The following is a 22,481-nucleotide window of genomic DNA, read 5'->3' on the forward strand; positions in this document are numbered from 1 at the left end:
ATTCTGGTCGCGGTGTGTGTAGGGGAAGGGCGGCGCGGGGTCCATACGCCTTGTCCCGGCGTCTCAGGTGAGAGCCGGGCCGCTAATTCGAATGATGATCGCCATGTGCATCATGGGCGGGGGTATAGCGCCCCTTGGCGACGGTCCGCAACTGTCAGCTTTTCGAGCCGAACAGCCCCGTCAGCGCCCGTTGCACCAACCGCGTGACCGAAGGCTTTTTCTCCCGCGAAAACGGGAGGGGCCTGCACACCTCCATCGCGGCCACGCCCACACGCGCGGTCAGCGCGCCGTTCACGACGCCCTCGCCGAACCGGCGGGAGATGCGCGACAGCGCCGTGCCGCCTGCGACCGATTGGATCAGGTCGTCGCCCACGGCCACGGCCCCGGTGGCCACGAGGTGCGTCATCACGGCGCGGGTCAACCGCCATGCACCCAGAGCGCCCGCACGGCCCCCGTAAATCTCCGCGATCCGGCGGATCATGCGGATGTTCGAGGTGAGCGCCGTTACCACATCCGCCAGCGCGAGCGGGACGATGGCCGTCACGGTGGCGACTTGCCGCGCCGCCGCCTCGACCTCGCGTTTGGCCAATTCGTCCAATGGCCCGAGCAACTCGGCCTCGGCCAAGTGAATCAGCCCATCCGCATCGAAGACGTCGCCCTCACGTTCGGCCAGACGATCCAGACCCCAGCGCAGATCCTCGCGCCCACGGAAGAGACGGCGCAGCCGCTCTATGACGCCCTTCGCCTCGGCCAGATCGGCATGGGTCAGCGCCGCATCCGCCGCCGCATGGATGTCGTCGACGCGGCGCAGGCGGGCGAAGGCCGCCAGTTCCCGCAGCGCGATGATAAGCAGGACCACGACGAAGGCGACCGTCAGCACGGTAGCGATCAGGCCCAGCACCGGGTTGCGTTCCAACAGCGTCGTCACGAATTCCCAAGCCGCGACGGATGCGGCGAACCCCACCAGCGACAGGGCCAGCGACCAGAACCAGCGCGACAGCCGCGAGGGTTTGCGGGCGGCGATCCGGGCCGCCATTTCCATCGCGCGGGGTTGCGGCAGGTCCGGCTCCGGGTCCGGCACGGGTGGCGCGGTGGCGGGCGTTTCCTTGGCGGGCACGTCGTCGTCGAGGTCGATCAGAACCGGGCCTTTGCTCATGCCGCACCCTCCCACTCAAATCGGATTTCCGTGAGCCGCTCGTCGTTCGACGCGCCCACCGACACGGGGCGGAACCCGGCGGCGGCGTAGAAGCGGCGCGCGGGATGGTTGGCGGCGTGGGCCCACAGTCCAAGCCGGGGCGAACGTGCCTGCGCATGGGCGATCAGCGCCTGTCCGATCCCCTGCCCCCGTGCCTCGGGCAGCAGATAAAGCGCGTGAATCTCGCCCTCGCCGGCGGCGATGAACCCGACGACGCGCGCGCCACGGCGGGCGACATGGACCCATCCCCGGCGAACCATCCGGCGAATGAGCCGCGCCTCTTCGGTGCGGGTGCGCACACGGGGCAGCCACGCGGCCTCGCCCCCGAAATCCCACAGGATGCGCGCCAGCACGGGCGTCTCCCATGGCCGGGCGCGGGTGATGCGCACCGCTCTCACAGCCGATCCCCCAGCAGGAATTCGGCGGCGCGGTCGAGCCGGATGTGCGGCGGACCCTCGCCCGGTTTCAGCGTGATCTCGGCGGGCGCGAACCGCATGATCCCGTAATCCTCGTCGAGCCACGCCTCGGCCCCGTCGCGCGCGGGCTTGAGCAGCCGTGCCGGGTCTTCGGGCAGATCGCCGGGGTAGAACGCCGCGCGTTTTCCGGTGTCCAGAAGCGTGCCGCGCACGCAGTCGAGCTTGCGGCCCTGATGGTCCAGCGTCTCTTCGGTCGTGGTTCGAAGCGCCGCGATGGACATGGCCGCCGTGCTGGCCCCGGCGAAATCCGCGCGATCCTTGGCCTCACGCATCAGCGCCGACATCACGGCGGTCAGGCGCGGGTGCTGGGTATGGTGCAGATGGTCGGCCTTGGTCGCCGCGAACAGGATCTTCTCGACCCGCCGCCCAGTGAGGAGCGATGTGAGCCACGCGTTGCGACCGGGCCGGAACGCCGCCAGGATTTCCGCCATCGCCCGTCGCAGGTCTTCCAGCGCGGCTGGCCCCGCATGGATCGCGCCCAGCACGTCGACCAGCACGATCTGACGGTCGATGCGGGAAAAATGATCGCGGAAGAAGGGCTTCACCACCTTGGATTTATAGGCCTCGAACCGACGCTCGAACTCGCGGTGGAGCGACCCTCGCGGCGCGCGCGTGGGCGTCGGGAGCGGCGCGAACGTCAATGCGGGCGACCCCGCCATCTCGCCGGGCAGCAGGAACCGCCCCGGCGTGCAGTCAGAAAACCCGGCCTCGCGCGCGTCGCGCAGGTAGGCGGCGAAATCCGACGACAAGGTCTTGGCCGTCGCCTCGTCATACTCGCCCGCCGGATCGGCGGCGTGGGCAGCGGCAAGAAAATCGCCCCCCATCTTGCGCGGCTCGGCCCGTTTCAGCGCGTCCTCGGACCACGTGGCATAGTCCATGTCGAGAAGCCCCAGATCGAGCAGCCATTCACCGGGGTAATCCACGATATCCAGATGCACGGTGCGGGGCGAGCGCAGCCCGGACAGGAGCCCGCCGGGTTTGACGCGGAAGGACAAGCGAAGCTCGCTCACCGCGCGGGTCGATTGCGGCCAGTGCGGGTCCGGCCCGGTCATGGCCGACAGGTGGCTTTCATAGTCGAAGCGCGGCACGTCGTCATGCGGCTGCGGCTGGAGAAAGGCGGTCAGGACGCGCCCCTCGGCGGCAGGCAGAAAGCCCGGCATCCTCTCGCGGTTCATCAGGTTCGCGACGAGCGAGGTGATGAACACGGTTTTGCCCGCACGGGACAACCCGGTGACGCCCAGCCGGATCACGGGTTCGAACAGCGCCTCGTTCACGCCGTTTCCCACCGCCTCGACCTGCCGGACGATGCCATCCGCGATATCGTTGAAAATCAACGCCGAACCCCTTTCGTTTCCAAGAACATAGGGGCTGGACAGCGGGCTCGCCAGTGGCATCGGACAACCCGCCCGCCCGAAGCGCCGCACGAGCGCTGCTTACCGGGTGCAAAGCTTGCGCGGCCCGCCGCCATAAGGCTGATAGGTGCAGTCCGAGGCGCGGAAAGAGCGATAGGCGCGGTCGCACGAGGCGACGTTGCACGATCCGGCCTGCGCCGTCGCCGCGCCGCCCTGGTTCAACAGGCCCCGCACCGCGCGTTCCAGCGCCTGCCCGTCGATCTCGCCCGTCCGCGTGATCCCGGCGATGACGTCGCGCAGCGCATCGCCATCCGCCGCCGGGGCCACGTCTTGCCGCCGGCCCTCGCGCGCGACGACCTCGGGGGCCGGGTTTTGGGCCACCGTCCCCGTCTGCGCGTCGACCCCGGCACCCTCGAGGAACGCGGCCCAGATCTGTGCCGGAAGGCTGCCGCCCGTCACGCCCTCCATCGGGCTGTTGTCGTCATTGCCGACCCAGACGCCGACCACATGACCGTTGCCCCAGCCCACGAACCACGCATCGCGGAAATTCTGGCTGGTGCCGGTCTTGCCCACCGCCCCCGGCACACCCGCGACGGCCTTGCCCGTCCCGTCCGTCACGGTCGCGCGCAACATGCCCGCGATCTGCTCGCGCACCGGATCCAGCTTTTCGCTCATCGCGCTCGGCGCCGGGTCTTGCCAGTCGAACGGAAAATACTCGCCCGTCTGCCCGGCGGTGATGCCCTCGACGAAATGCGACTTGAACGGCATACGCCCGGTGGCGATCCCGGCATAGGCTTCGGTGAGGTCCAGCAGTGTCACTTCGGAGGCGCCCAACGCAAGCGACGGCGTGGCGGAGACCTCGGCGTCCAGACCCAGCGCCCGCGCGGTCGCGGCGACGTTGTCCAGCCCCACGGCCTGCCCAAGCTTCACGGCAGCCGCGTTGTAGGAGTTCGCAAAAGCGGTCGTCAGTGTGACGTGGCCATGATAGCGGCCATCGAAATTGTCGGGCGTGTAGCCATCGATCTCGACGGGCGCATCCTCGATCACGTCGTCGGGCGACATGCCCTGAGCCAGCGCCGTCATGTAAACGAAGGTCTTGAAGGTCGATCCGGGCTGGCGCTGCGCCTGCGTCGCCCGGTTGAACTGGCTGTCGGCATAGTCGCGCCCGCCGACCATCGCGACCACGCGCCCCTCCGGGTCCAGCGCGACGAGCGCGGCCTGATGCGGCGTGCCGGCAAGCACCTTGTTCACCGCGGCCTCGGCCTGCGCTTGCATGTCCGGGTCCAATGTCGTGCGCACGCTGCCCGGCTGATCGAACCTGTCGGCCAACGTTTCAGTCTGGGCGGCCACCACATCGGCGAACCACCCGCCGTAGCTGCCTTTCGCTTGCGTCGGTTGTATGACCGTCAATTCCGCAACCGCCGCATTCGCCTCGGTCGCGTCGATCTTGCCGTCCGCACGCATGTTGCGGATGGTCTGGACGGCGCGGGATTTGAGCGCCTCGGGATCGGAAAAAAGGTTCACGGCGGAGGGCAGCTGGATGGTCGCGGCGAGGGCCGCGCTTTCGGCGAGGGTCAGCTCGGAGACGGGTTTGCCGAAATAGACCTTCGACGCGGCCCCCATCCCACGCGCACCGCTGCCAAGGTACACCGCGTTCATGTAGCGTTCGAGGATGTCCTCCTTCGAATAACGGCGTTCCAGCGACAGCGTGAGCAGCGCCTCGTGAAACTTGCGCCGCCACGTCCGCTCGGGTTCGAGATAGCTGATCTTGATAAGCTGTTGCGAGATCGTGCTGCCCCCTTCGACGATTTCACCGGCCGAGGCATTGGCCATGACGGCTCGCCCGACCGACCGGGGATCGATGCCACCGTGGGAGAAGAACCGGCGATCCTCGATCGCGACCACGGCTTCGGCGAGATGCACGGGCATTTCGTCGAGCGTGACATAGGCCGACGGAACTTCGCCGCGCAGCATGAGCGGGCCGCCTTTGGAATCCTCGAATTGAAGGACGGTCTCGGTGTTCACCTCGTAGCGGTCGAGATCGGACAGGGTGAAGACGAAAGCGCCTCCGACCAGCAGCGCGCAAAGCGCAAGCGCCCCCGCACCTACGGCGATGCGTTTCCTGCGCGACGGGCGACGCCCCTGCCGCTCGCGCCCTTCGTCGCCATCGTCGGTCGCGGGGCCGGGACCGCCGCGAAAGACGCGCCCCGTTCGACGGCCAAGTTCACGGGCCCAGTTCGCAGCGGTTTTATGGTGATCGGACATGCGCTCTCCCTCGTTCAAGGGAAGAACGCAGGCTCAGTCCGTCGGTTCCGGCGCCTGCGTCAGTCTTCGAGCCCGAGACGGTCCTTGAGGTCGGTCAGTATGCGGCGGTCGTCCTTGGACCACTCGGCCATGCGGCTTTTGAACAGCGTCGCCTGCGAGCGGTGCACCGGGCCGCCGGAGAGCACCTTGAGATGGTTCGCGCGCAAGGTTTCCCCGGTCGAGGTGATGTCGGCAATCGCCTCGGCGGTCTCGTTCTTCACGGTGCCCTCGGTCGCGCCCTGACTGTCGACCAACTGGTAATCGGCCACCCCGTTATCGCGCAGATAGTCGCGGATCAGGCGGTGATACTTGGTCGCGATGCGCAGGCGGAAGCCGTGACGACGCCGGAACGCCGCGGCCACCGCGTCGAGATCGTCAAGCGTGGTCACGTCGACCCAGGCTTTCGGCACGGCGATGATAAGGTCGGCGTGACCGAACCCCATCGGCGCAAGCTCGCCCACCTTTTCCTCCCACAGCCCGAGCTTTTCGCGCACGAGGTCCGACCCGGTGACGCCAAGGTGGATACGGCCCGCCGCCAGTTCGCGCGGGATTTCCCCGGCGGAAAGCAGGACCAGCTCGATCCCGTCGATCCCCGTGACCGCGCCCGCATATTCCCGCTCCGACCCGGTGCGCGCCAGCGTCACGCCGCGATCCGCGAACCAGTCGAAGGTCTTTTCCATGAGCCGGCCCTTGGAGGGCACGCCAAGCTTGATGGTCATGCCGCACCTCCCGCCGCCAAGAGCAGTTCGGGGCGGATCACGCCGCCGACCGCCGGAATCTCGGACCCACGCCCCAGCACCCGCGTCAGCGCATCGTAACGCCCGCCCGTGGCGACAGGCGGCAGGTCCGGGCGGCTGGCGGCGTAGAAACCGAAAACGAAGCCGTCGTAATATTCCAGCGTGGTGCGCCCGAACGACCCCTCGAAGTCGAGGTTTTCGACATCGACACCGCGTGCCTCCAGCGCCTTGCACCGCGCGCTGAACCGTTCGACCGCCCCCATGATCGACGGCATGTCCACCGCCAGATCGCGCAGGTTCTCGCACACGTTCGTCATCGTCTCGCGCATCGACAGCAGGTCGTTGAGCAGCGCGACCTCGGTCTCGGGGATCGGCGGGGTCGTCATATCCTCCCGCAAGGCCGCGATGCGTTCCTCGATCTCGTCGCGCGACCGCAGGCCGATGACCGGCGCGTCCATCCCCTCGAAGGGATCGCCAGCGGCCAGCGCCTTGCGCCCCTCGGGGTTCTGCGCGCGCCCCGAAAACCGGTCGAGCAGCGCACGGAACCGGCGCGGTCGCCACAGGTGCCTGAGCAGCGCGTTGCGCCGCCGCTCGGTGGTGGTCAGCCCGCGCACGGCGGCCAGCAGGATACCCAGGTCACCCGTCGCCGCCCGCAGACCCTGCGGCGCGAGGATGTCGGAAAACACGCTGAACACCTCGGCGTCGGAGGCCGCAGGATTGGCCCGGTCGAACACCTCGTAGCCGACCTGCATGTATTCCGGCGCGCGGTGCGGATCGTCCTCCTGCTTGCGAAACACTTCGCCGGCATAGGTATAGCGCGCAGGCTCGGCCCCTTCGGCCATGTGCATCTGAACCACGGGCACGGTGAAGTCGGGGCGCAGCATCGCCTCGCCCATCATCGGGTCCGAGGTGACATAAGCGCGCGCACGAATATCCTCGCCATACAGATCGAGCAGCGTCTCGGCCGGTTGCAGGATCGGCGTCTCGACGACCTGCGCGCCCTGACCTTCGAACAGGGCCAGAAGCCGCGCGGCCTCGGCCCGGACCTGCGCCTTTGCGAGCGTGTCAGGCATTCTGGCCGTCCAGCATTTTTCGAACTTCCGCCACCAGATCGGCCCGCGAAACTTCAATCTGCGAAGGGCGTTCCTTCCACTCTTCCAACGTCGCGTTTTCAGCGATCTTCGCGCCGAGGATCAGATCCTTGAGCTGAACGACGCCCCGCTCTTTCTCGTCCCCGCCTTCGATGATGGCGATGGGCGAGTTGCGCTTGTCGGCGTATTTCATCTGGTTGCCGAAATTCTTGGGATTGCCCAGATAGACCTCGGCCCGGATGCCTGCGTTGCGCAGGTCCGAGACCATCGTCTGATAGTCGGCCATCCGGTCCCGGTCCATCACAGTGACAACCACCGGCCCTTGCGCGGTGCCGCCCACCCGACCCTTTTCCCGCAGGGCGGCCAGCAGCCGGTCGACACCGATGGAGACGCCCACGGCAGGCACGGTCTGCCCGGTGAACCGCGCCACGAGGTCATCGTAGCGGCCCCCACCGGCGACGGACCCGAACTGACGCGGGCGGCCTTTGTCGTCGAGAATCTCGAACGTCAGCTCCGCCTCGAACACCGGGCCGGTGTAGTAGCCAAGACCGCGCACGACGGAAGGGTCGATGACGATGCGGTCGGGGCCGTAGCCTTGCGCGGCGAGGAAGTCTGCGATCTCGCGAAGCTCGGCAACGCCTGCCTGACCGATGATGGTGTCTCCCACGGCATCCGCTAAGTTGGCGAGCGTCGTCGCGTTATCGGCCCCTTTAGAGGTCAGGAACCGGATCACCGGCTCGGCCTGCTCATTTGTCAGCCCGACGCCGTCGATGTAAGCGCCCGATGCATCCAGTCGCCCTTTACCGAGCAACTCGCGCACCCCGGCCTCGCCGACCTTGTCGAACTTGTCGATGGTGCGGAGGACTGCGTCACGCTTGTTCGCCGCATCGTATGCTGCGCCAAGTTGAGCATCTACGTCGTTTTCGTCATAGCCGAGCGCAATTTGAAGGACCCCGTTCAGCACTTTCCGGTTGTTGATCCGCACCACGTAATCGCCACGCGGAATGCCGACCTCCTCCAGCGCGTCCGACAGCATCGCGCAGATTTCCGCATCCGCCGCCATGCTGGCCGTGCCGACCGTATCCGCATCACACTGATAGAACTGCCGATACCGCCCCGGCCCCGGCTTCTCGTTGCGCCACACCGGCCCCATCGCATAGCGGCGATAGGGGGTCGGCAGGTCGTTGCGGTGCTGGGCATAGACGCGGGCAAGCGGCGCGGTCAGGTCATACCGCAGCGCCATCCACGTCTCGTCCTCGTCCTGCCAGGCAAAGACGCCTTCGTTCGGTCGGTCCACATCGGGCAGGAACTTGCCCAGCGCCTCGACCGTTTCGACGCCCGAGGACTCCAGCGCATCGAAGCCATAGCGATGATACACGCCCGCAATCGCGTCCAGCATATGCCGACGCTCTTCCACGTCCGCGCCGAAGTAATCGCGAAAGCCCTTCGGCGTTTCCGCCTTGGGCCGGGGCTGTTTCTTTTGCTTGGCCATGATCGGTCCCGTCCATCGTTCGCGGGCGGAATATCCCGGTTCCGGCCACGGGGCAAGCGGCGCTCAGCCCCCGCTCAGATCCACGTAGCAGATGTAATCGGTATAGACCCAGCCGACGGGGCCGGAATAATCCCAACTCTGCATCGACCGCTGCACGATCACCTGCCGCCACTTGCCCTGCGGATAGGGATCGGTGGTGACGAGGAACGTCTCGGGTCCAAGCTTCATCAGCCGCTGCGAATTGATGTTCGGCGCGGCCTTCAGCGCGACCCAGTTGTCGCCGGCCGGGTCGAGATGACAGGTCACGTAAAGCTCACCGTCATAGGCCTGCGCCGCGCTGGCGATCAGCAGGGCGGCCAAGGTTGCGAAGATGCGTTTCATTCTTACCTCCCATTTCACGAAGGTAAGTGTCGCGCTTGGCGGGCACCCCCGCTATGACACCGATCAAAAGGAGACGGACATGACCGACCGCATTACCGATCTCGAAGAACAGGTGGCCTACCTCACCCGCACCGTGGACGAGTTGTCCGAGGTGATCGCGCGGCAGGACAAGCTGCTCGACACGCTCACCCGCCGTCTGCACATGCTGATGGAACGCGCGGCGGAGCAGGAGCTTGAGGCGGGCGGAAGCGTCCCGCTGGCCGACCAGAAACCCCCGCACTGGTAGGGCGGGTTCGCCCCCGCGCCATCCATCGTGGACGCGAAACGCAAAGACGCGAAAATCCGACTGTCACACACAGGTATCCTGCCCTAGGCTCGCGCCAGTCTCAGGGAGGATACCATGATTACGTTCTTCAACGGCATCGGCGCCTGTTCCATCGGCATCCATGTGCTGCTCGAAGAGGCGGGGGCTGACTTCGAGAACCGGATCATCGACCTTGCCAACCGCGAACAGTTCTCGCCCGACTACCGCGCGGCGAACCCCAAGGGCAAAGTCCCCGCGATCCTGCGCGAAGACGGCTCGCTCGTGACCGAGTTTCCGGCCATCGCGCTCTGGATCGGCCACACCTATCCCGAGGCCCGGATGCTGCCCGCCGATTTCGAGGGCCAACTCCGCGTCATCGAGATCATGGATTACATGGTGTCGTCGATCCACATGCGCGGCTTCACCTTCATCTTCGCGCCGATGAAGTTCCACCCGAACGACCCCTCCGCGCAGGAGGCGCTTCGGGCGCATGGCCGCGATCAGGTGAAGATCGGCCTCGACAACCTGTCCGAAACGCTGGGCGACAAGGACTGGCTACTGGGCGATTTCACCGTGGCCGAGGGCGCGCTTTTCTACATGACCCGCTGGTGTCACCAGCACGGGATCGAGATGCCGGACAACATCCGCGACCATCACCAGCGCATGATCGCCCGCCCTGCCGTGCAGCGCGCACTTCGCGCCGACGGGCTCGCCACGCCCGAGAAAAGCGGGCTCGCGGCCTGACGCGGCTTCACCTGCGGGCGCGGGGCGTCTAGGTTTCTTGTAATTCAGACAGGAGATTTCATGTCCCGATACACACTCGCCCCCGCCGCTGCCGCTCTCTGTCTCGCCGCGTCCATGGCGCTGGCACAGGACACCTCGGACGGGGTCGAGGCCAGGGATCTGCCCGCGCCGGACGCCTCGCCCAGCATCGGCTGCACGCTTACCGCCGACGCGATCCTGGCGGGCGACGCCCCCGATATCCTCGGCACCTACCAGACCTTCATGGGCGTGGGCGTGGCCACCATGTCGGGCCGCACCGTGCCTTTGCCCGATCAGGGCACGGCGGAACCGACGACCCTGTCGATGGTGAACGACGCACTCTTCATCAGCGGCGGTCCGGTCTTCGAAGGCGAGGTCGAACTGCGGGCCTGGCGCGACGGCCTCAACTTCGATCTCCCCGAGGGCAGCCCGCTTGCCCCCGAGGATGTGGCCCAGAATGACCAGATCTCCGCCGAAGCCGGGTGCGACATAGATACCCTGCCCCAGCTTCAGGGCGGCGGCAGCTACACCGGGCCCGAGGGCGAGGTGGACTTCGACCTCTACTTCGTCGTCCTGTCCCAGCGTCTGATCTACGGCATCACCGTCGGCACCCTGAACGGCGGCGAAGGCGTGGCGCGCCGCATCGTGGAACTGCGCCGTTAACCCAGACGCCGTTCGCGGTCCCGCCGGGTCTGGCCATAGATCAACATGGTGAAAATCGCCGTGCCGCCTATCACGTTGCCGGCAAGCACCGGCAGGAAAAAGTCGAACACGCCGTCCGTAACGCTTAGGTCGCCCACCACCATCAGCAGCGCCATTTCGACCGATCCGGCGACGATATGCGTGAAATCGCCTGCCGCGATGAGCCAGGTGAAGATCACGATGATCGCGACCGCCGCATCCTTGACCTGCGGCAGCATCCAGACGATCGCTGCGATCAGGACACCGGCGGGAATGCCGCGTGCAAAGGCTTCGCCCGGCTCGAAACCGACGGCGTGCAGCGACAGTTCGAACATGGCGGCCATAAGGTCGTCGCCCAGCGCGCCGCCATAGGCATAAAACAGCGCCACGACGAAGGCGCCGATCACGTTGGCGATCAGCACGATCGCCCAAAGCGCCGCCGTGCGCCCCAGAACGCCCCAGCCGGGCTTGTCGAGCAAGGGCAGCACCGTGGTCATCGTGTTCTCGGTGAACAACTGCATCCGCCCCACGATCACCATCAGGAAGCCCAGCGAATAGCCGAGGTTCTCGATCAGGTAACGCGCCGGCGTATCGGGCAGGTGCGCGCGGAAGATCGCTTCGCCAAGGACCGAAAGACTGATGACGATCCCGGCCGAGATGCCCGACCACATGAGCGACAGCTTGTTGCGCCGAAGCTCTTCCTCGCCATCCAGCCGGATCACCTCGTAAATGGTGGTCGGCGACAGCTTGGACGCCTCCTTGATCTCCTCCTGCTGCTCCTCTTCCTCGAGTGCGGGATCGGGCGCGGGGCTGTCGCGGTCGGGGGAATGGTCGTGCATGTAACGGTCCTCGTGTCCGACTGATAACGGCGCAAAGGCCGGAAAGGTTCAGTCACAGCCGAACACGACCGCCCCCGACTCGGACGCGCCCGCCTCTTCTCTGTTTCAAAAAACCTCGGGGGGGCTCTCATTTGCCTGCAAATGAGAGCGGGGGCAGCGCCCCCTGACCGCCTGAGCCGCCTCGGCGGATCAGGCTCCCAAAGCGCGGGCTTCAGCCCGCTCCTTTCGGAAACGTCAGACTTCCTCGACGTCGACGACGCCAGACAACGACTTCAGCGCGCCCTTGATCTGCGGGTTCAGCGGGAACTCGGCGCCGATGTCCATTTCCACCTCGCCGGGCAGGGTCGGGTCCATCAGGCAGAAACTGACCGCACCGGGCCGCGCGCCCTTGGCCTGTTCGCGCGCCGACTCGAGCAGGCCCGCGACCGTGGCCACCACGCCGGGGCTGTCGACATAGACCCTCAGCGCCATGCCGCCCGCGTCCTGCACCACCGTATCCACCGGTGCGGCCGACCGCGCGAGCAGTTTCAGCTGCTCGCTTTCATAGGTCGCCTCGACCGTCACCACGACGTTCATACCCGTCTCCAGAAACTGCCGGTTCTGCTCCAGCGTTTCCGAGAACACTGTGATTTCGCAGGCCCCGGTCGGGTCGGTCATGGCGACGAAGGCAAAGCGGTTGCCCTTGGCCGACTTGCGCTCCTGCTTGGCCGACACCGCGCCCGCGATCTTGGCGACGCAGGGCGCGCGCTCGACCTTTTTCGTCAGTTCTTCCAGCGTCACCACGCCCTTGCGCTTGAGCGCGGCCATGTAGTCGTCCAGCGGATGCCCGGACAGGTAGAACCCGATCGCCTTGTGCTCTTCGGCCAGCCGTTCGTTGGGCAGCCAGTCCGGCGCATTCGACAAGCGCGGCTCCGGCAGGTCGTCCCCCGCTTCGCCGAACAGGCTGACCTGCGCGCTGTCGCGCTGTTCGTGGATCGCCGCCGAATAGCTCACCAGCGCGTCGAGGCTTTCGAATACCCGCCGCCGGTTGGCGTCGAGCTCGTCGAAGGCCCCGGCCCGCGCCAGCATTTCCATCGGGCGCTTTCCGACGCGCTTCAGGTCCACCCGCCGTGCCACGTCATACAGGTTCACGAAGGGCTTTTCGCGGCCCTCCACCTTGCGTGCCTCGACGATCAGCTTCATCGCCTCGACACCCACGTTCTTCAGCGCGCCAAGACCATAGACAACCCGGCCCTCTGACACGCTGAACATCGCCTCGGACCTGTTCACGCAAGGCGGCACGATCTCGATATCCAGCCCCCGGCGGACTTCTTCGGCATAGACGCCCAGCTTGTCTGTCAGGTGAATATCGCAGTTCATGACGCCCGCCATGAACTCGACCGGGTGGTTCGCCTTGAGCCATGCGGTCTGGTAGCTGACCACGGCATAGGCCGCCGCGTGGGACTTGTTGAAGCCGTAGTTGGCGAACTTTTCGAGAAGGTCGAACACCTCGCTCGCCTTCTTCTTGTCCACGCCCTTTTCCGCTGCGCCCTTTTCGAATTTCGGGCGCTCGGCGTCCATCGCCTCCTTGATCTTCTTACCCATCGCGCGGCGGAGAAGATCGGCGCCGCCGAGGCTGTAGCCCGCCATCTCCTGCGCGATCTGCATCACCTGTTCCTGATAGACGATGATGCCCTGCGTCTCTTCGAGGATATGGTCGATCAGCGGATGCACCGACTCGATTTCACGTTGACCGTTCTTGACCTCGCAATAGGTCGGAATGTTCTCCATCGGGCCGGGACGGTAAAGCGCCACGAGCGCCACGATGTCTTCGATACAGGTCGGTTTCATGCGCCTGAGCGCGTCCATCATGCCCGTCGATTCCACTTGGAACACGGCGACCGTCTTGGCGCTGGCGTAGAGCCGATAGGTCTTTTCGTCGTCCAACGGGATCAGGTTGATCTGGTTCTCCCCGCCCTCGGCAGGGGTGTAGATCTCGGCCCCGTCCGGCCCGATATGCAGGTCGCGCCCCTGCCCGTGGATCAGGTCGATGGCGTTCTGAATGACCGTGAGCGTCTTGAGGCCCAGAAAGTCGAACTTCACCAGCCCCGCCTGCTCGACCCATTTCATGTTGAACTGCGTCGCGGGCATGTCGGAGCGCGGATCCTGATAGAGCGGCACCAGGGCATCCAGCGGCCGGTCCCCGATCACCACACCCGCCGCGTGGGTCGAGGCATTCCGCAAAAGCCCCTCCACCTGTTCGGCGTAGCGCAGCAGGCGTTCCACGACCTCCTCCGCCCGCGCCTCTTCGCGCAGGCGCGGCTCGTCCTTCAGGGCTTGCGTGATCGACACGGGCTTCACGCCCTCGACCGGGATCAGCTTGGACAGCCGGTCCACCTGCCCATAGGGCATTTGCAGCACCCGGCCCACGTCGCGCACGGCGGCCTTGGACAGAAGCGCACCGAAGGTGATGATCTGCCCCACCTTGTCGCGCCCGTATTTCTCCTGCACGTAGCGGATCGTCTCCTCCCGCCGGTCCATGCAGAAGTCGATGTCGAAGTCGGGCATCGACACACGTTCCGGGTTCAGGAACCGCTCGAACAGCAGCGAATACCGCAGCGGATCGAGGTCGGTGATCGTCAGCGCGTAAGCCACGAGCGAGCCTGCACCCGACCCCCGCCCGGGCCCGATGGGAATGCCGTTGTCCTTGGACCACTTGATGAAGTCGGCAACGATCAGGAAGTAGCCGGGAAACCCCATGCCTTCGATGATGCCCAGCTCGAACTCCAGCCGTGCCTCGTATTCCTCGACCGGGGCGGCATGCGGGATCACCGCGAGACGCGCCTTCAGCCCCTCCTTCGCCTGACGGCGCAATTCGTCCACCTCGTCGTCGGCGAACTTGGGCAGGATCGGGTCGCGGCGATAGGCCATGAAGGCGCAGCGGCGCGCGATCTCGACGGTGTTCTCGATCGCTTCCGGCAGGTCGGCGAACAGCGTCGCCATTTCCTGCGGGCTCTTGAAATAGTGCTGCGGCGTCAGGTGGCGGCGCGGCTCCTGCTGGTCGACATAGGCCCCTTCGGCGATACAGATCAGCGCGTCATGCGCCTCATAAAGCTGGGTCTTGGGGAAATAAACGTCGTTCGTCGCGACCAGCGGGATGCCCATTGCATAGGCCATTTCCACGAACCCGCGCTCGGTCTTCTGTTCCGGTTCGGTCAGCTGCCCACCTTCGCCGGGATGGCGCTGCAATTCGACATAGAGCCGATCCGCGAACACGCGGCGAAACCACGTCATCAGCTCCTGCGCCTTGGCGCGGTTGCCTTGCTGAAGCCAGTGACCCACCGGCCCCTCGGCCCCGCCGGTCAGACAGATAAGACCCGCCGAATATTGCTCCAACTCCGCCAGAGTGACCTCCGGCAGCGCCCCGTGCTTGTCGAGGTAGAGGCAGGAGTTCAGCTTCATCAGGTTCTCGTAGCCGCCCTCGTTCTGGGCCAGCAGAACCACGGACGCGCCGGGTCTGGGCTGCTTGCCCGGCTCCGGCGTATCGAAGGCGACCGTCACCTGGCACCCGATGATCGGCTGCACGCCCGCCCCGCTCGCCGTCACGGAAAACTCCAGCGCGCAGAACATGTTGTTCGTGTCGGTCACGGCGACGGCGGGCATGTCCATGCTCTCGCACAGACCGGCGAGTTTCTTGACCGGAACCGCGCCTTCGAGAAGCGAATATTCCGTGTGGACGCGAAGGTGAATGAATCGGGGAGTGGCAGCCATTCGCCCAGACTAGGCCCCCGGTGGGCGGGAGCAAGCCGGGATCGTGCGCGGGTCGCAAATGTGATGGACGGTCTCGCGTGCAGACCCTCAAGATCGCGCAAAACGAGACATGAGGCAGACATGATTCCCGGACCCAATCAGGAAGTCCGCACGACCCGGTATCTGAAATCCAGACCCCAAGGGGTCTATCGCGCGCTGACCGACGGTCGGCTGCTCGTCGAGTGGTTCAAACCGTTCGGCGAGGATCTTGCCGGTGCAATCGTCGAGCCGCATCGCGGGGGGCGCTTCGACCTCACGCTGGCGCGCGCCGGTGCGAAGCTCGAGACCATTTCAGCCTGTGTGATCGACGCTGAGGCCCCCACCCGGCTGGTCATCACCACGGCGCTCGGGGCCGAGTATCGCCCGACCGGGGCCGCCAATCCGGCGACGCTGGTCATCGACCTGCACGAAATCGCCTCGGGCACGCGGCTCGAAGCGGCGTTGATGCAGGCCGAAGGGTCCGAACCCAGCGCCCTTGCCAGCTGGGACGACGGCATCGCCAAGCTCGACGGCCTGTCCGCCGACATATCCGAAAACAGTTAGCCTGTGGGGTAACTTTTCCCTTGCCTCGAATCGCGTCGCGTGAATAGTTAGCTTCATGGCTAACCAAATGGATATCCTGTTTCTGGCGCTCGCCGATCAGACCCGCCGCGACGTGGTGGAACGGCTGACCCATGGCGAAGCGCCGATCAAGGAACTGGCGGCCCCGCACGACATGGCGCTGCCCTCCTTCCTCAAGCACATCGACCGGCTTGAGGACGCGGGCGTCGTGACCAGCCGCAAGGTCGGCCGCCAGCGCATCGTCGCCCTCACGCCCGAGGCGTTCGGCCCCGCCGAAACTTGGATCGAACGCCAGAAACGGGTGTGGGAGGGCCGCCTCGACCGGCTCGAAGCGGTCGCGAAACGGATCGAAGCGGAAACCAACCCCTTTCCGAAGGACGAGACATGAGCCTCGGCAACGATCGCTTCACGCTGGAGCGCGGGATTGCGGCCCCGCCCGCCGCCGTCTGGGCCGCTTTTTTCGACCCGAAAGCGCGCACGATCTGGTCGCCGCCCTCGCCTGACGAGGTGTTCGAGGTCTTGGAACACGACCCACGCGACGGCGGCACCGGGCTGCATCGTTGCGGCCCGAAGTCGGACCCGACCTACATGGTCGAGACGCGCTATCACAAACTCGACAAGCACGCCTCGGTCAGTTTCACGGAAGTCGTGCGCAAGGGCGACACGCCCCTCGCCGCCTCGCAGGTCAGCGTCGTCTTCGTCGCGACCGAGGCCGGCACACGCCTGAACCTCGAGGTCTACACCACATCCTTTGTCGGCGACGGAATGCTCGCCGGAACCAAGGGCGGCTGGACGACCTCAATCGCCAATCTGATCCACCATATCGAGAACGCATCATGACCATCGAACACGGCAATTTCTCTGTTTCCCGCACCATCGCGGCCAGCCCCGCCAGCGTCTTCCGCGCCTTCGCGGACGAAGACCTGAAACGCGCGTGGTTCCTGAACCCGCACCTGTCGGCCTCCGACTACGCACTGGATTTCCGGGTCGGCGGGGGCGAGCGCGGGCGGTTCACCATGACCGAAGGTCCGGCCACGGGCATCCACGAAAACGCGACGACCTATTTCGACATCAAGCCGGACGAACGCATCGTCTATGCCTATTCGATGTCGTGGGATGGCCGCGTCCACTCCACCTCGCTGGCGACGGTGGAGCTTACCCCGACCGAAGCGGGCACCCGGCTCGACTACACCGAAGCGGGCGTCTTCTTCGAAGGATCGGACGGGGCCGAAATGCGACAGGGCGGCATGGAAGCCCTGATCGACGCGCTGGTCGCGACGTTCAAATGACAGGACACCCGATGGACCCTTTCGCTTTCAACCCCGACACCGACCTCGAACTGACCCGCACCGTTTCCGCCACGCCCGCGACCCTGTGGCGCTGCCTGACCGACCCGGACCTGCTCGCCCAGTGGTTCTGCCCGAAGCCGTGGCAGGTGCGCGGCGCGGTGATCGACCCGCGACCGGGCGGCATCTTCCACACGCCCATGTTCGGCCCGAACGGCGAAACGCAGGACGCCGGCCCCGGATGCGTCCTGATCGCGGACGAGGGCCGGACCTTTGCCTTCACCGACGCGATGACGCCGGGCTTTCACCCCAAGGGAAGCGCGTTCCTGACGGGCGTCTACATGCTGGAAGCGACCGAGACCGGGACCAAGGTCACCGCCCGTGCGCTTCACGCGGACGGCGCGACGCGCGACAGCCACGAAAGCATGGGCTTTTTCGAGGGCTGGGGCACGGCCATCGATCAGTTGGGCGACCTCGCCTCGACCCTGTAATCGGTGATCGTCCCCCGCCAGTAGGCCTCGTAGCCGGTGGGATAGATATAGCCCACTTCCCCCCGGCGCGGGATGCGGCGCCCGCCGACCATGCCGTAGTCCGAAAAGTGACCGGCCCAGTCGAGAAGCCGGACACTTCCGTCCGGCTGCGTCGCGGCCCTGTCCTTCGCGGTCATGCGCACGATGTCGCCCGCCGCGTCGAAGTAGAACGCGACCCGCGCCTCGCCCCCTGCCGTGCCCAGCGCGACCTCGACCCCGTCCACCGTTTCGCTCCAGATCAGATCGCGGTTCAGCAGGATCGCGTCGGGCGACCACGGCAGTTCGGCAAGGTATCGCGCGGCCTCGGCCCGATCCGCGTCCGGCCCCTGCGACACACCCATCCGCCACGCGCCGAGCACACGAATGTCGAGCATCCCGCGCCCCTCGCCGAACGCGTCGATGGCTTTGACCAGCGCGATTGGTCCCACCGTCATCGCCGCCACCCAGACAAAGCCCGCGGTGTCGATCCCGATGACCTGCCGCGCCCGCATCGGCTGCCACCCGGCCCCCGGCTTCAGCACCATCTCGACGCTTTGGCGCAGGCGCACGACCCGGCCCGGCGGCGCCCCCGCCAACCCGCGCTCGGCAAAGGCGCGCACCACCTCGGGCAGGTCGTCGCGCAGCGTGCCGCCCTTCGTCCCGGCCAGACGCGCCTCGCGCGCCGCGACGGTCCGGCTCACGAAAAGGGCCTGTGCCGCCGTCGCCACAACCGCCGCCAGCAGCGCCAGCCCAAGGATCCACAGAACGATCTTCATCGCGACCTCCCGCCAAAGCCCCGATCATACGGCCCCTGACGCCCCCGTCCTTGCGCAGGATCAAGCCGACGAGCAGCCCCCGGCAGGCCCGCACCCTGCCGCTATTTCGGGCAATTCGCCGATGAACCGCTTGGTTCAAGGGCAATTCCAACGCTTTACGCCGCTTCCGTGACCGGCACGCGGGTAGACAGCGCCCATTTTCTGCGCTTTCCTGCTTTGGATAACCCGGTCCTTCTACGCCGCATCGAAGGACGTGAATGGGGTGACAACGGTAAAGCGGCGGGACAGACAGGGCATGGACATCGCGTTTCTTCTGAACGGAGAGACCGTGGAGTTGACCGGCGTGTCTCCGACCACGACGGTGCTCGACTGGCTGCGCGAGGCGCGCGGACTCACCGGCACGAAAGAAGGATGTAACGAGGGGGACTGCGGGGCCTGCACCGTCATGGTGACGGACGAGGCGGGAACGCGGGCGCTGAACGGCTGCATCCTGTTTTTGCCGCAGATCAACGGCAAGACTCTGACGACGGTCGAGGGGCTGGCAGCACCGGATGGCGAAATGCACCCGGTGCAACAGGCGATGGTGGAACACCACGGCAGCCAATGCGGCTTCTGCACCCCCGGTTTCGTGGTCTCGATGGCGGTGGGCCAGATCAACGGCGAAACGGATCACGACCTGCAACTGGCGGGCAACCTATGCCGCTGCACGGGATATGCGCCCATCGTGCGCGCGGCCACCAACGCGGCGCGCCGCCCGGTGCCCGGCTGGCTGCGCGACATTCCGACGGGCCCGGCGCTCCGCGGCTATGTCAACGATTTCCAGCCGACGACCACGGCGGCGCTGGCGGAACTTCTGCGCGCCCACCCCCACGCCACGCTCATCGCGGGCGCGACGGACGTGGGCCTGTGGGTCAACAAGAGCCTGCGCGATCTGGGCACCGTCATCTTCGTCAGCCAGATCGAGGAAATGCGGCGCATCGAAACCGCGCCCTACATGATCCGCATCGGCGCGGCGGCGAGTGTCGAGGCCTTCCGCCTCGCCATCGCCAAACGCTATCCCTCCTTCTCGGCCATGCTCGACCGCTTCGCCTCGCATCAGGTGCGCTCGGCCGCGACGGTCGGCGGCAACATCGCCAACGGCTCGCCCATCGGCGACACGCCCCCGCCGCTCATCGCACTGGGCGCGATGCTGCAACTCAGGCACGGCGACGACACGCGCGAGATGCCGCTCGAGGACTTCTTCCTCGAATACGGCAAACAGGATCTCGAACCCGGCGAATTCGTCGAGGCGGTGGTGATCCCGCGGGAAGAGGGCGAGGACCGGCTCAAGGTCTACAAACTGTCGAAAAGGTTCGATCAGGACATTTCCGCGGTGCTCGGCGCCTTCAATATCCGTCTGAAAGACGGAATCGTCTCATCCGCCCGCATCGCTTTCGGGGGCATGGCAGGCACGCCGATGCGCGCGAAGGCGGTCGAAAAGGCGCTGGTCGGCAAGCCGTGGACCATCGAGACGGTCCGCAACGCCAAGTGGTCCTTCGCCGAAGATTTCCGCCCGATGAACGACATGCGGGCCTCGGCGAATTACCGGCTGGAAACGGCGGCCAACATGCTGGAAAGGGTCTGGCGCGAGGATCAGGGGCAACCCACCGACGTGCGGGAGGTCGCGCCATGAGCATGGGCAAACCCCTTCCCCACGACTCCGCACCGATGCACGTCACGGGCGCTGCGCGCTATATCGACGACATCCCCGTGCCCGCCGATTGCCTGCACCTCGCCTTCGGTCTCAGCCACGTCGCGCGCGGCGTGATCTCGTCCATGGACCTGACCGCCGTGCGCACCGCGCCGGGGGTCGTCCGCGTCATCACCGCCGCCGATCTGCCGGGCGTCAACGATATCTCGTCGGCGGCCCATGACGAACCGCTCCTCGCCCCCGGCGAGGTGCATTACCACGGCCAGCCGATCTTTCTCGTCGTCGCCACCTCGCACCGTTTAGCGCGCGAGGCCGCCGCGAAGGCCGAGGTGGTCATCGACCCCAAGCCCGCGATCCTGACCATCGACGATGCCGTCGCCGTGCGCAGCTATTTCGAGGGCGGACCGCTGACGTGGAAACGCGGCGACGTGGACCCGGCCATGGCCAAGGCCGACACGATCATCGAAGGCAAGATCGAGATCGGCGGGCAGGAGCATTTCTATCTCGAAGGCCAGATCAGCCTCGCCTCGCCGCAGGACAACGGTGACATGGTGCTGGCGACCTCGACCCAGCACCCGACCGAGATCCAGCACAAGGTGGCCGAGGCATTGGGCACCCCCTTCCATGCCGTCCGGGTCGAAACCCGGCGCATGGGCGGCGGCTTCGGCGGCAAGGAAAGCCAGGGAAACGCATTGGCCATCGCCTGCGCCGTGGCCGCGCATCTGACCGGCAAGCCGTGCAAGATGCGCTACGACCGTGATGACGACATGATTATCACCGGCAAGCGCCACGACTTCCGCATCGGCTACAAGGCGGGGGTGGACGCCAAGGGCAAGCTCGTCGCGGTCGAGTTCGATCAATACGTGCGCTGCGGCTGGTCGCAGGATCTGTCGCTTCCCGTGGCCGACCGCGCCATGCTCCACGCCGACAACGCCTATTTCATCCCGAACATCCGCATCACCTCGCACCGGATGAAGACCAACACCTGCTCCGCCACCGCCTTTCGCGGCTTCGGCGGCCCGCAGGGCATGGTGGGGATCGAACGCGTCATGGATCACATGGCCCACCGGCTGGGGATGGACCCGCTGGAGTTCCGGCAGGCCAATTTCTATAAGAAATCCAAACCGCAGGAGACGCCTTATGGCCAGCCGGTCAAGGGCTTCATCCTGCCCGATCTGGTCCGGCAACTGGCCGACACCGCGAATTACAAGACCCGGCGCGACGCGATCAGGACGTGGAACGAGAAAAGCCCGATCCTGAAGAAGGGCATCGCGCTGACCCCCGTGAAATTCGGGATCAGCTTCACCCTCACGCACCTCAATCAGGCGGGCGCGCTGGTGAACGTCTACGCCGACGGGTCGGTCACCATCAATCACGGCGGTACCGAGATGGGGCAGGGCCTGTTCCAGAAGGTGGCGCAGGTGGCGGCGGGCGAATTCGGCATCGACATGGGCCGGGTCAGGATCACCGCGACCGACACCGGCAAGGTGCCCAACACATCGGCCACCGCCGCCTCGTCCGGGTCCGACCTGAACGGCATGGCGGTCAAGAACGCCGTGGACCAGATCAAGGACCGGATCGCGCGCTTCCTCGCGGTCGACGGGGTGAAACCCAAGGATGTCCTCTTCGCCGACGGCAAGGTGACGGCGGGCAACACCGTCCTCACCTTCGAGGAAGCCGCCAAGATGGCGCATGAGAACCGGATCAGCCTGTCGGCCACCGGGTTCTACGCCACGCCGGACATTTCGTGGGACCGCACCATCGGCAAGGGCCATCCGTTCTACTATTTCGCCCACGGCGCGGCGATCACCGAGGTGGTGATCGACACGCTCACCGGCGAAAACAAGATCCTGCGCGTCGACATCCTCCACGACGTCGGCCAGTCGCTGAACCCCGCCGTGGACGTGGGCCAGATCGAAGGCGGCTTCGTGCAGGGCGCAGGCTGGCTCACGACCGAGGAACTCGTGTGGGACGACAAGGGCGTGTTGCGCACCCACGCCCCCTCCACCTACAAGATCCCGGCCTGCTCCGACCGCCCCGACGTGTTCAACGTCGCCCTCTGGAACGGCGAGAACCACGTGCCGACCATCTACCGCTCCAAGGCGGTGGGCGAACCGCCCCTGATGCTCGGCATCTCGGCCCTCATGGCGCTCTCCGACGCCGTCGGCGCCTGTGGCGAGGCCTATCCGAACCTGAGCGCCCCCGCGACACCGGAGCGGGTCTACATGGCGGCCAAGAAGGTGCGCACATGACCGC

At 66.3% G+C, this 22,481-nt stretch carries 21 protein-coding genes; 10 read left to right on the forward strand and 11 right to left on the reverse strand.

Annotated features, from left to right (window positions below):
* Positions 1-154: 154 nt before the first annotated feature.
* The 8 genes from FCT00_RS01910 to FCT00_RS01945 form a co-directional block, all read right to left on the reverse strand.
* Positions 155-1,156, reverse strand: coding sequence for a YcjF family protein (locus FCT00_RS01910; RefSeq protein ID WP_138421626.1), 1,002 nt, complete (start codon positions 1,154-1,156; stop codon positions 155-157).
* Positions 1,153-1,593 (reverse strand): GNAT family N-acetyltransferase, encoded by a 441-nt coding sequence (locus FCT00_RS01915; protein WP_138421627.1) that lies wholly within the window; start codon positions 1,591-1,593, stop codon positions 1,153-1,155. Before FCT00_RS01915 ends, FCT00_RS01910 begins: the two co-directional genes overlap by 4 nt.
* Complete coding sequence (locus FCT00_RS01920) at positions 1,590-3,005, reverse strand: YcjX family GTP-binding protein (protein ID WP_138421628.1); 1,416 nt, start codon at positions 3,003-3,005, stop codon at positions 1,590-1,592. Before FCT00_RS01920 ends, FCT00_RS01915 begins: the two co-directional genes overlap by 4 nt.
* Before the next feature lie 99 nt (positions 3,006-3,104).
* Entirely contained in the window at positions 3,105-5,288 is a 2,184-nt protein-coding gene (locus tag FCT00_RS01925; RefSeq protein ID WP_138421629.1) for a PBP1A family penicillin-binding protein, read from the reverse strand.
* 59 nt (positions 5,289-5,347) lie between these two features.
* Entirely contained in the window at positions 5,348-6,046 is a 699-nt protein-coding gene (gene hisG, locus FCT00_RS01930; RefSeq protein ID WP_008334485.1) for an ATP phosphoribosyltransferase, read from the reverse strand.
* Positions 6,043-7,137, reverse strand: coding sequence for an ATP phosphoribosyltransferase regulatory subunit (locus FCT00_RS01935; RefSeq protein ID WP_138421630.1), 1,095 nt, complete (start codon positions 7,135-7,137; stop codon positions 6,043-6,045). Before FCT00_RS01935 ends, hisG begins: the two co-directional genes overlap by 4 nt.
* Positions 7,130-8,647 carry a histidine--tRNA ligase gene (gene hisS, locus FCT00_RS01940; RefSeq protein WP_138421631.1) on the reverse strand — a complete coding sequence of 506 codons (1,518 nt, stop codon included), beginning with the start codon at positions 8,645-8,647 and terminating at the stop codon, positions 7,130-7,132. Before hisS ends, FCT00_RS01935 begins: the two co-directional genes overlap by 8 nt.
* A 63-nt stretch (positions 8,648-8,710) precedes the next feature.
* Positions 8,711-9,028, reverse strand: coding sequence for a hypothetical protein (locus FCT00_RS01945; RefSeq protein WP_138421632.1), 318 nt, complete (start codon positions 9,026-9,028; stop codon positions 8,711-8,713).
* A 79-nt stretch (positions 9,029-9,107) separates the two neighbouring features.
* On the opposite strand from FCT00_RS01945, the gene FCT00_RS01950 reads away from it, so the two are divergent.
* The 3 genes from FCT00_RS01950 to FCT00_RS01960 all read left to right on the forward strand — a co-directional run bounded on the left by FCT00_RS01950 (position 9,108) and on the right by FCT00_RS01960 (position 10,757).
* The gene (locus FCT00_RS01950) at positions 9,108-9,314 is read left to right on the forward strand and encodes a SlyX family protein (protein WP_008334477.1); all 207 of its coding nucleotides are present in this window, start codon (positions 9,108-9,110) and stop codon (positions 9,312-9,314) included.
* Positions 9,315-9,428: 114 nt separating this feature from the next.
* Positions 9,429-10,076 carry a glutathione S-transferase family protein gene (locus FCT00_RS01955; protein ID WP_138421633.1) on the forward strand — a complete coding sequence of 216 codons (648 nt, stop codon included), beginning with the start codon at positions 9,429-9,431 and terminating at the stop codon, positions 10,074-10,076.
* A gap of 60 nt (positions 10,077-10,136) precedes the next feature.
* Positions 10,137-10,757 carry a hypothetical protein gene (locus FCT00_RS01960; protein ID WP_138421634.1) on the forward strand — a complete coding sequence of 207 codons (621 nt, stop codon included), beginning with the start codon at positions 10,137-10,139 and terminating at the stop codon, positions 10,755-10,757.
* Here the strand turns inward: FCT00_RS01960 and FCT00_RS01965 are convergent.
* On the reverse strand, positions 10,754-11,614 hold the full coding sequence (locus FCT00_RS01965; RefSeq protein WP_138421635.1) for a formate/nitrite transporter family protein: 861 nt from the start codon (positions 11,612-11,614) through the stop codon (positions 10,754-10,756). The genes FCT00_RS01960 and FCT00_RS01965 overlap by 4 nt on opposite strands.
* Positions 11,615-11,848: 234 nt before the next feature.
* On the reverse strand, positions 11,849-15,364 hold the full coding sequence (gene dnaE, locus FCT00_RS01970) for a DNA polymerase III subunit alpha (RefSeq protein WP_138421636.1): 3,516 nt from the start codon (positions 15,362-15,364) through the stop codon (positions 11,849-11,851).
* Positions 15,365-15,484: 120 nt separating this feature from the next.
* Here dnaE and FCT00_RS01975 point away from each other — a divergent pair, with 120 nt between their 5' ends.
* Genes FCT00_RS01975 through FCT00_RS01995 form a run of 5 tightly spaced genes read left to right on the forward strand, consistent with a single transcriptional unit; the run spans position 15,485 to position 17,741 of the window.
* Positions 15,485-15,946 carry an SRPBCC domain-containing protein gene (locus FCT00_RS01975; RefSeq protein ID WP_171042854.1) on the forward strand — a complete coding sequence of 154 codons (462 nt, stop codon included), beginning with the start codon at positions 15,485-15,487 and terminating at the stop codon, positions 15,944-15,946.
* Between the two features lie 55 nt (positions 15,947-16,001).
* A complete protein-coding gene (locus FCT00_RS01980) occupies positions 16,002-16,352 on the forward strand; it encodes an ArsR/SmtB family transcription factor (RefSeq protein WP_235888922.1) in 351 nt (116 codons plus the stop codon).
* Positions 16,349-16,804, forward strand: a complete 456-nt coding sequence (locus FCT00_RS01985; RefSeq protein WP_138421638.1) for an SRPBCC domain-containing protein — start codon at positions 16,349-16,351, stop codon at positions 16,802-16,804. Before FCT00_RS01980 ends, FCT00_RS01985 begins: the two co-directional genes overlap by 4 nt.
* Positions 16,801-17,253: an SRPBCC domain-containing protein gene (locus FCT00_RS01990; RefSeq protein WP_138421639.1), complete on the forward strand. Its 453-nt coding sequence runs from the start codon at positions 16,801-16,803 to the stop codon at positions 17,251-17,253. The genes FCT00_RS01985 and FCT00_RS01990 overlap by 4 nt, the downstream gene beginning before the upstream one ends.
* A gap of 11 nt (positions 17,254-17,264) precedes the next feature.
* Positions 17,265-17,741, forward strand: a complete 477-nt coding sequence (locus FCT00_RS01995) for an SRPBCC family protein (RefSeq protein ID WP_138421640.1) — start codon at positions 17,265-17,267, stop codon at positions 17,739-17,741.
* Here FCT00_RS01995 and FCT00_RS02000 read toward each other — a convergent pair.
* Positions 17,711-18,535, reverse strand: a complete 825-nt coding sequence (locus tag FCT00_RS02000; RefSeq protein WP_138421641.1) for a DUF6544 family protein — start codon at positions 18,533-18,535, stop codon at positions 17,711-17,713. The genes FCT00_RS01995 and FCT00_RS02000 overlap by 31 nt on opposite strands.
* A gap of 295 nt (positions 18,536-18,830) precedes the next feature.
* On the opposite strand from FCT00_RS02000, the gene xdhA reads away from it, so the two are divergent.
* Positions 18,831-20,207, forward strand: coding sequence for a xanthine dehydrogenase small subunit (gene xdhA / locus FCT00_RS02005; protein ID WP_138421642.1), 1,377 nt, complete (start codon positions 18,831-18,833; stop codon positions 20,205-20,207).
* Positions 20,204-22,477, forward strand: a complete 2,274-nt coding sequence (xdhB, locus tag FCT00_RS02010; RefSeq protein ID WP_138421643.1) for a xanthine dehydrogenase molybdopterin binding subunit — start codon at positions 20,204-20,206, stop codon at positions 22,475-22,477. Before xdhA ends, xdhB begins: the two co-directional genes overlap by 4 nt.
* Positions 22,478-22,481: the final 4 nt, after the last annotated feature.

The organism is Maritimibacter alexandrii, assembly GCF_005871115.1.
GTDB lineage: Bacteria > Pseudomonadota > Alphaproteobacteria > Rhodobacterales > Rhodobacteraceae > Maritimibacter > Maritimibacter alkaliphilus.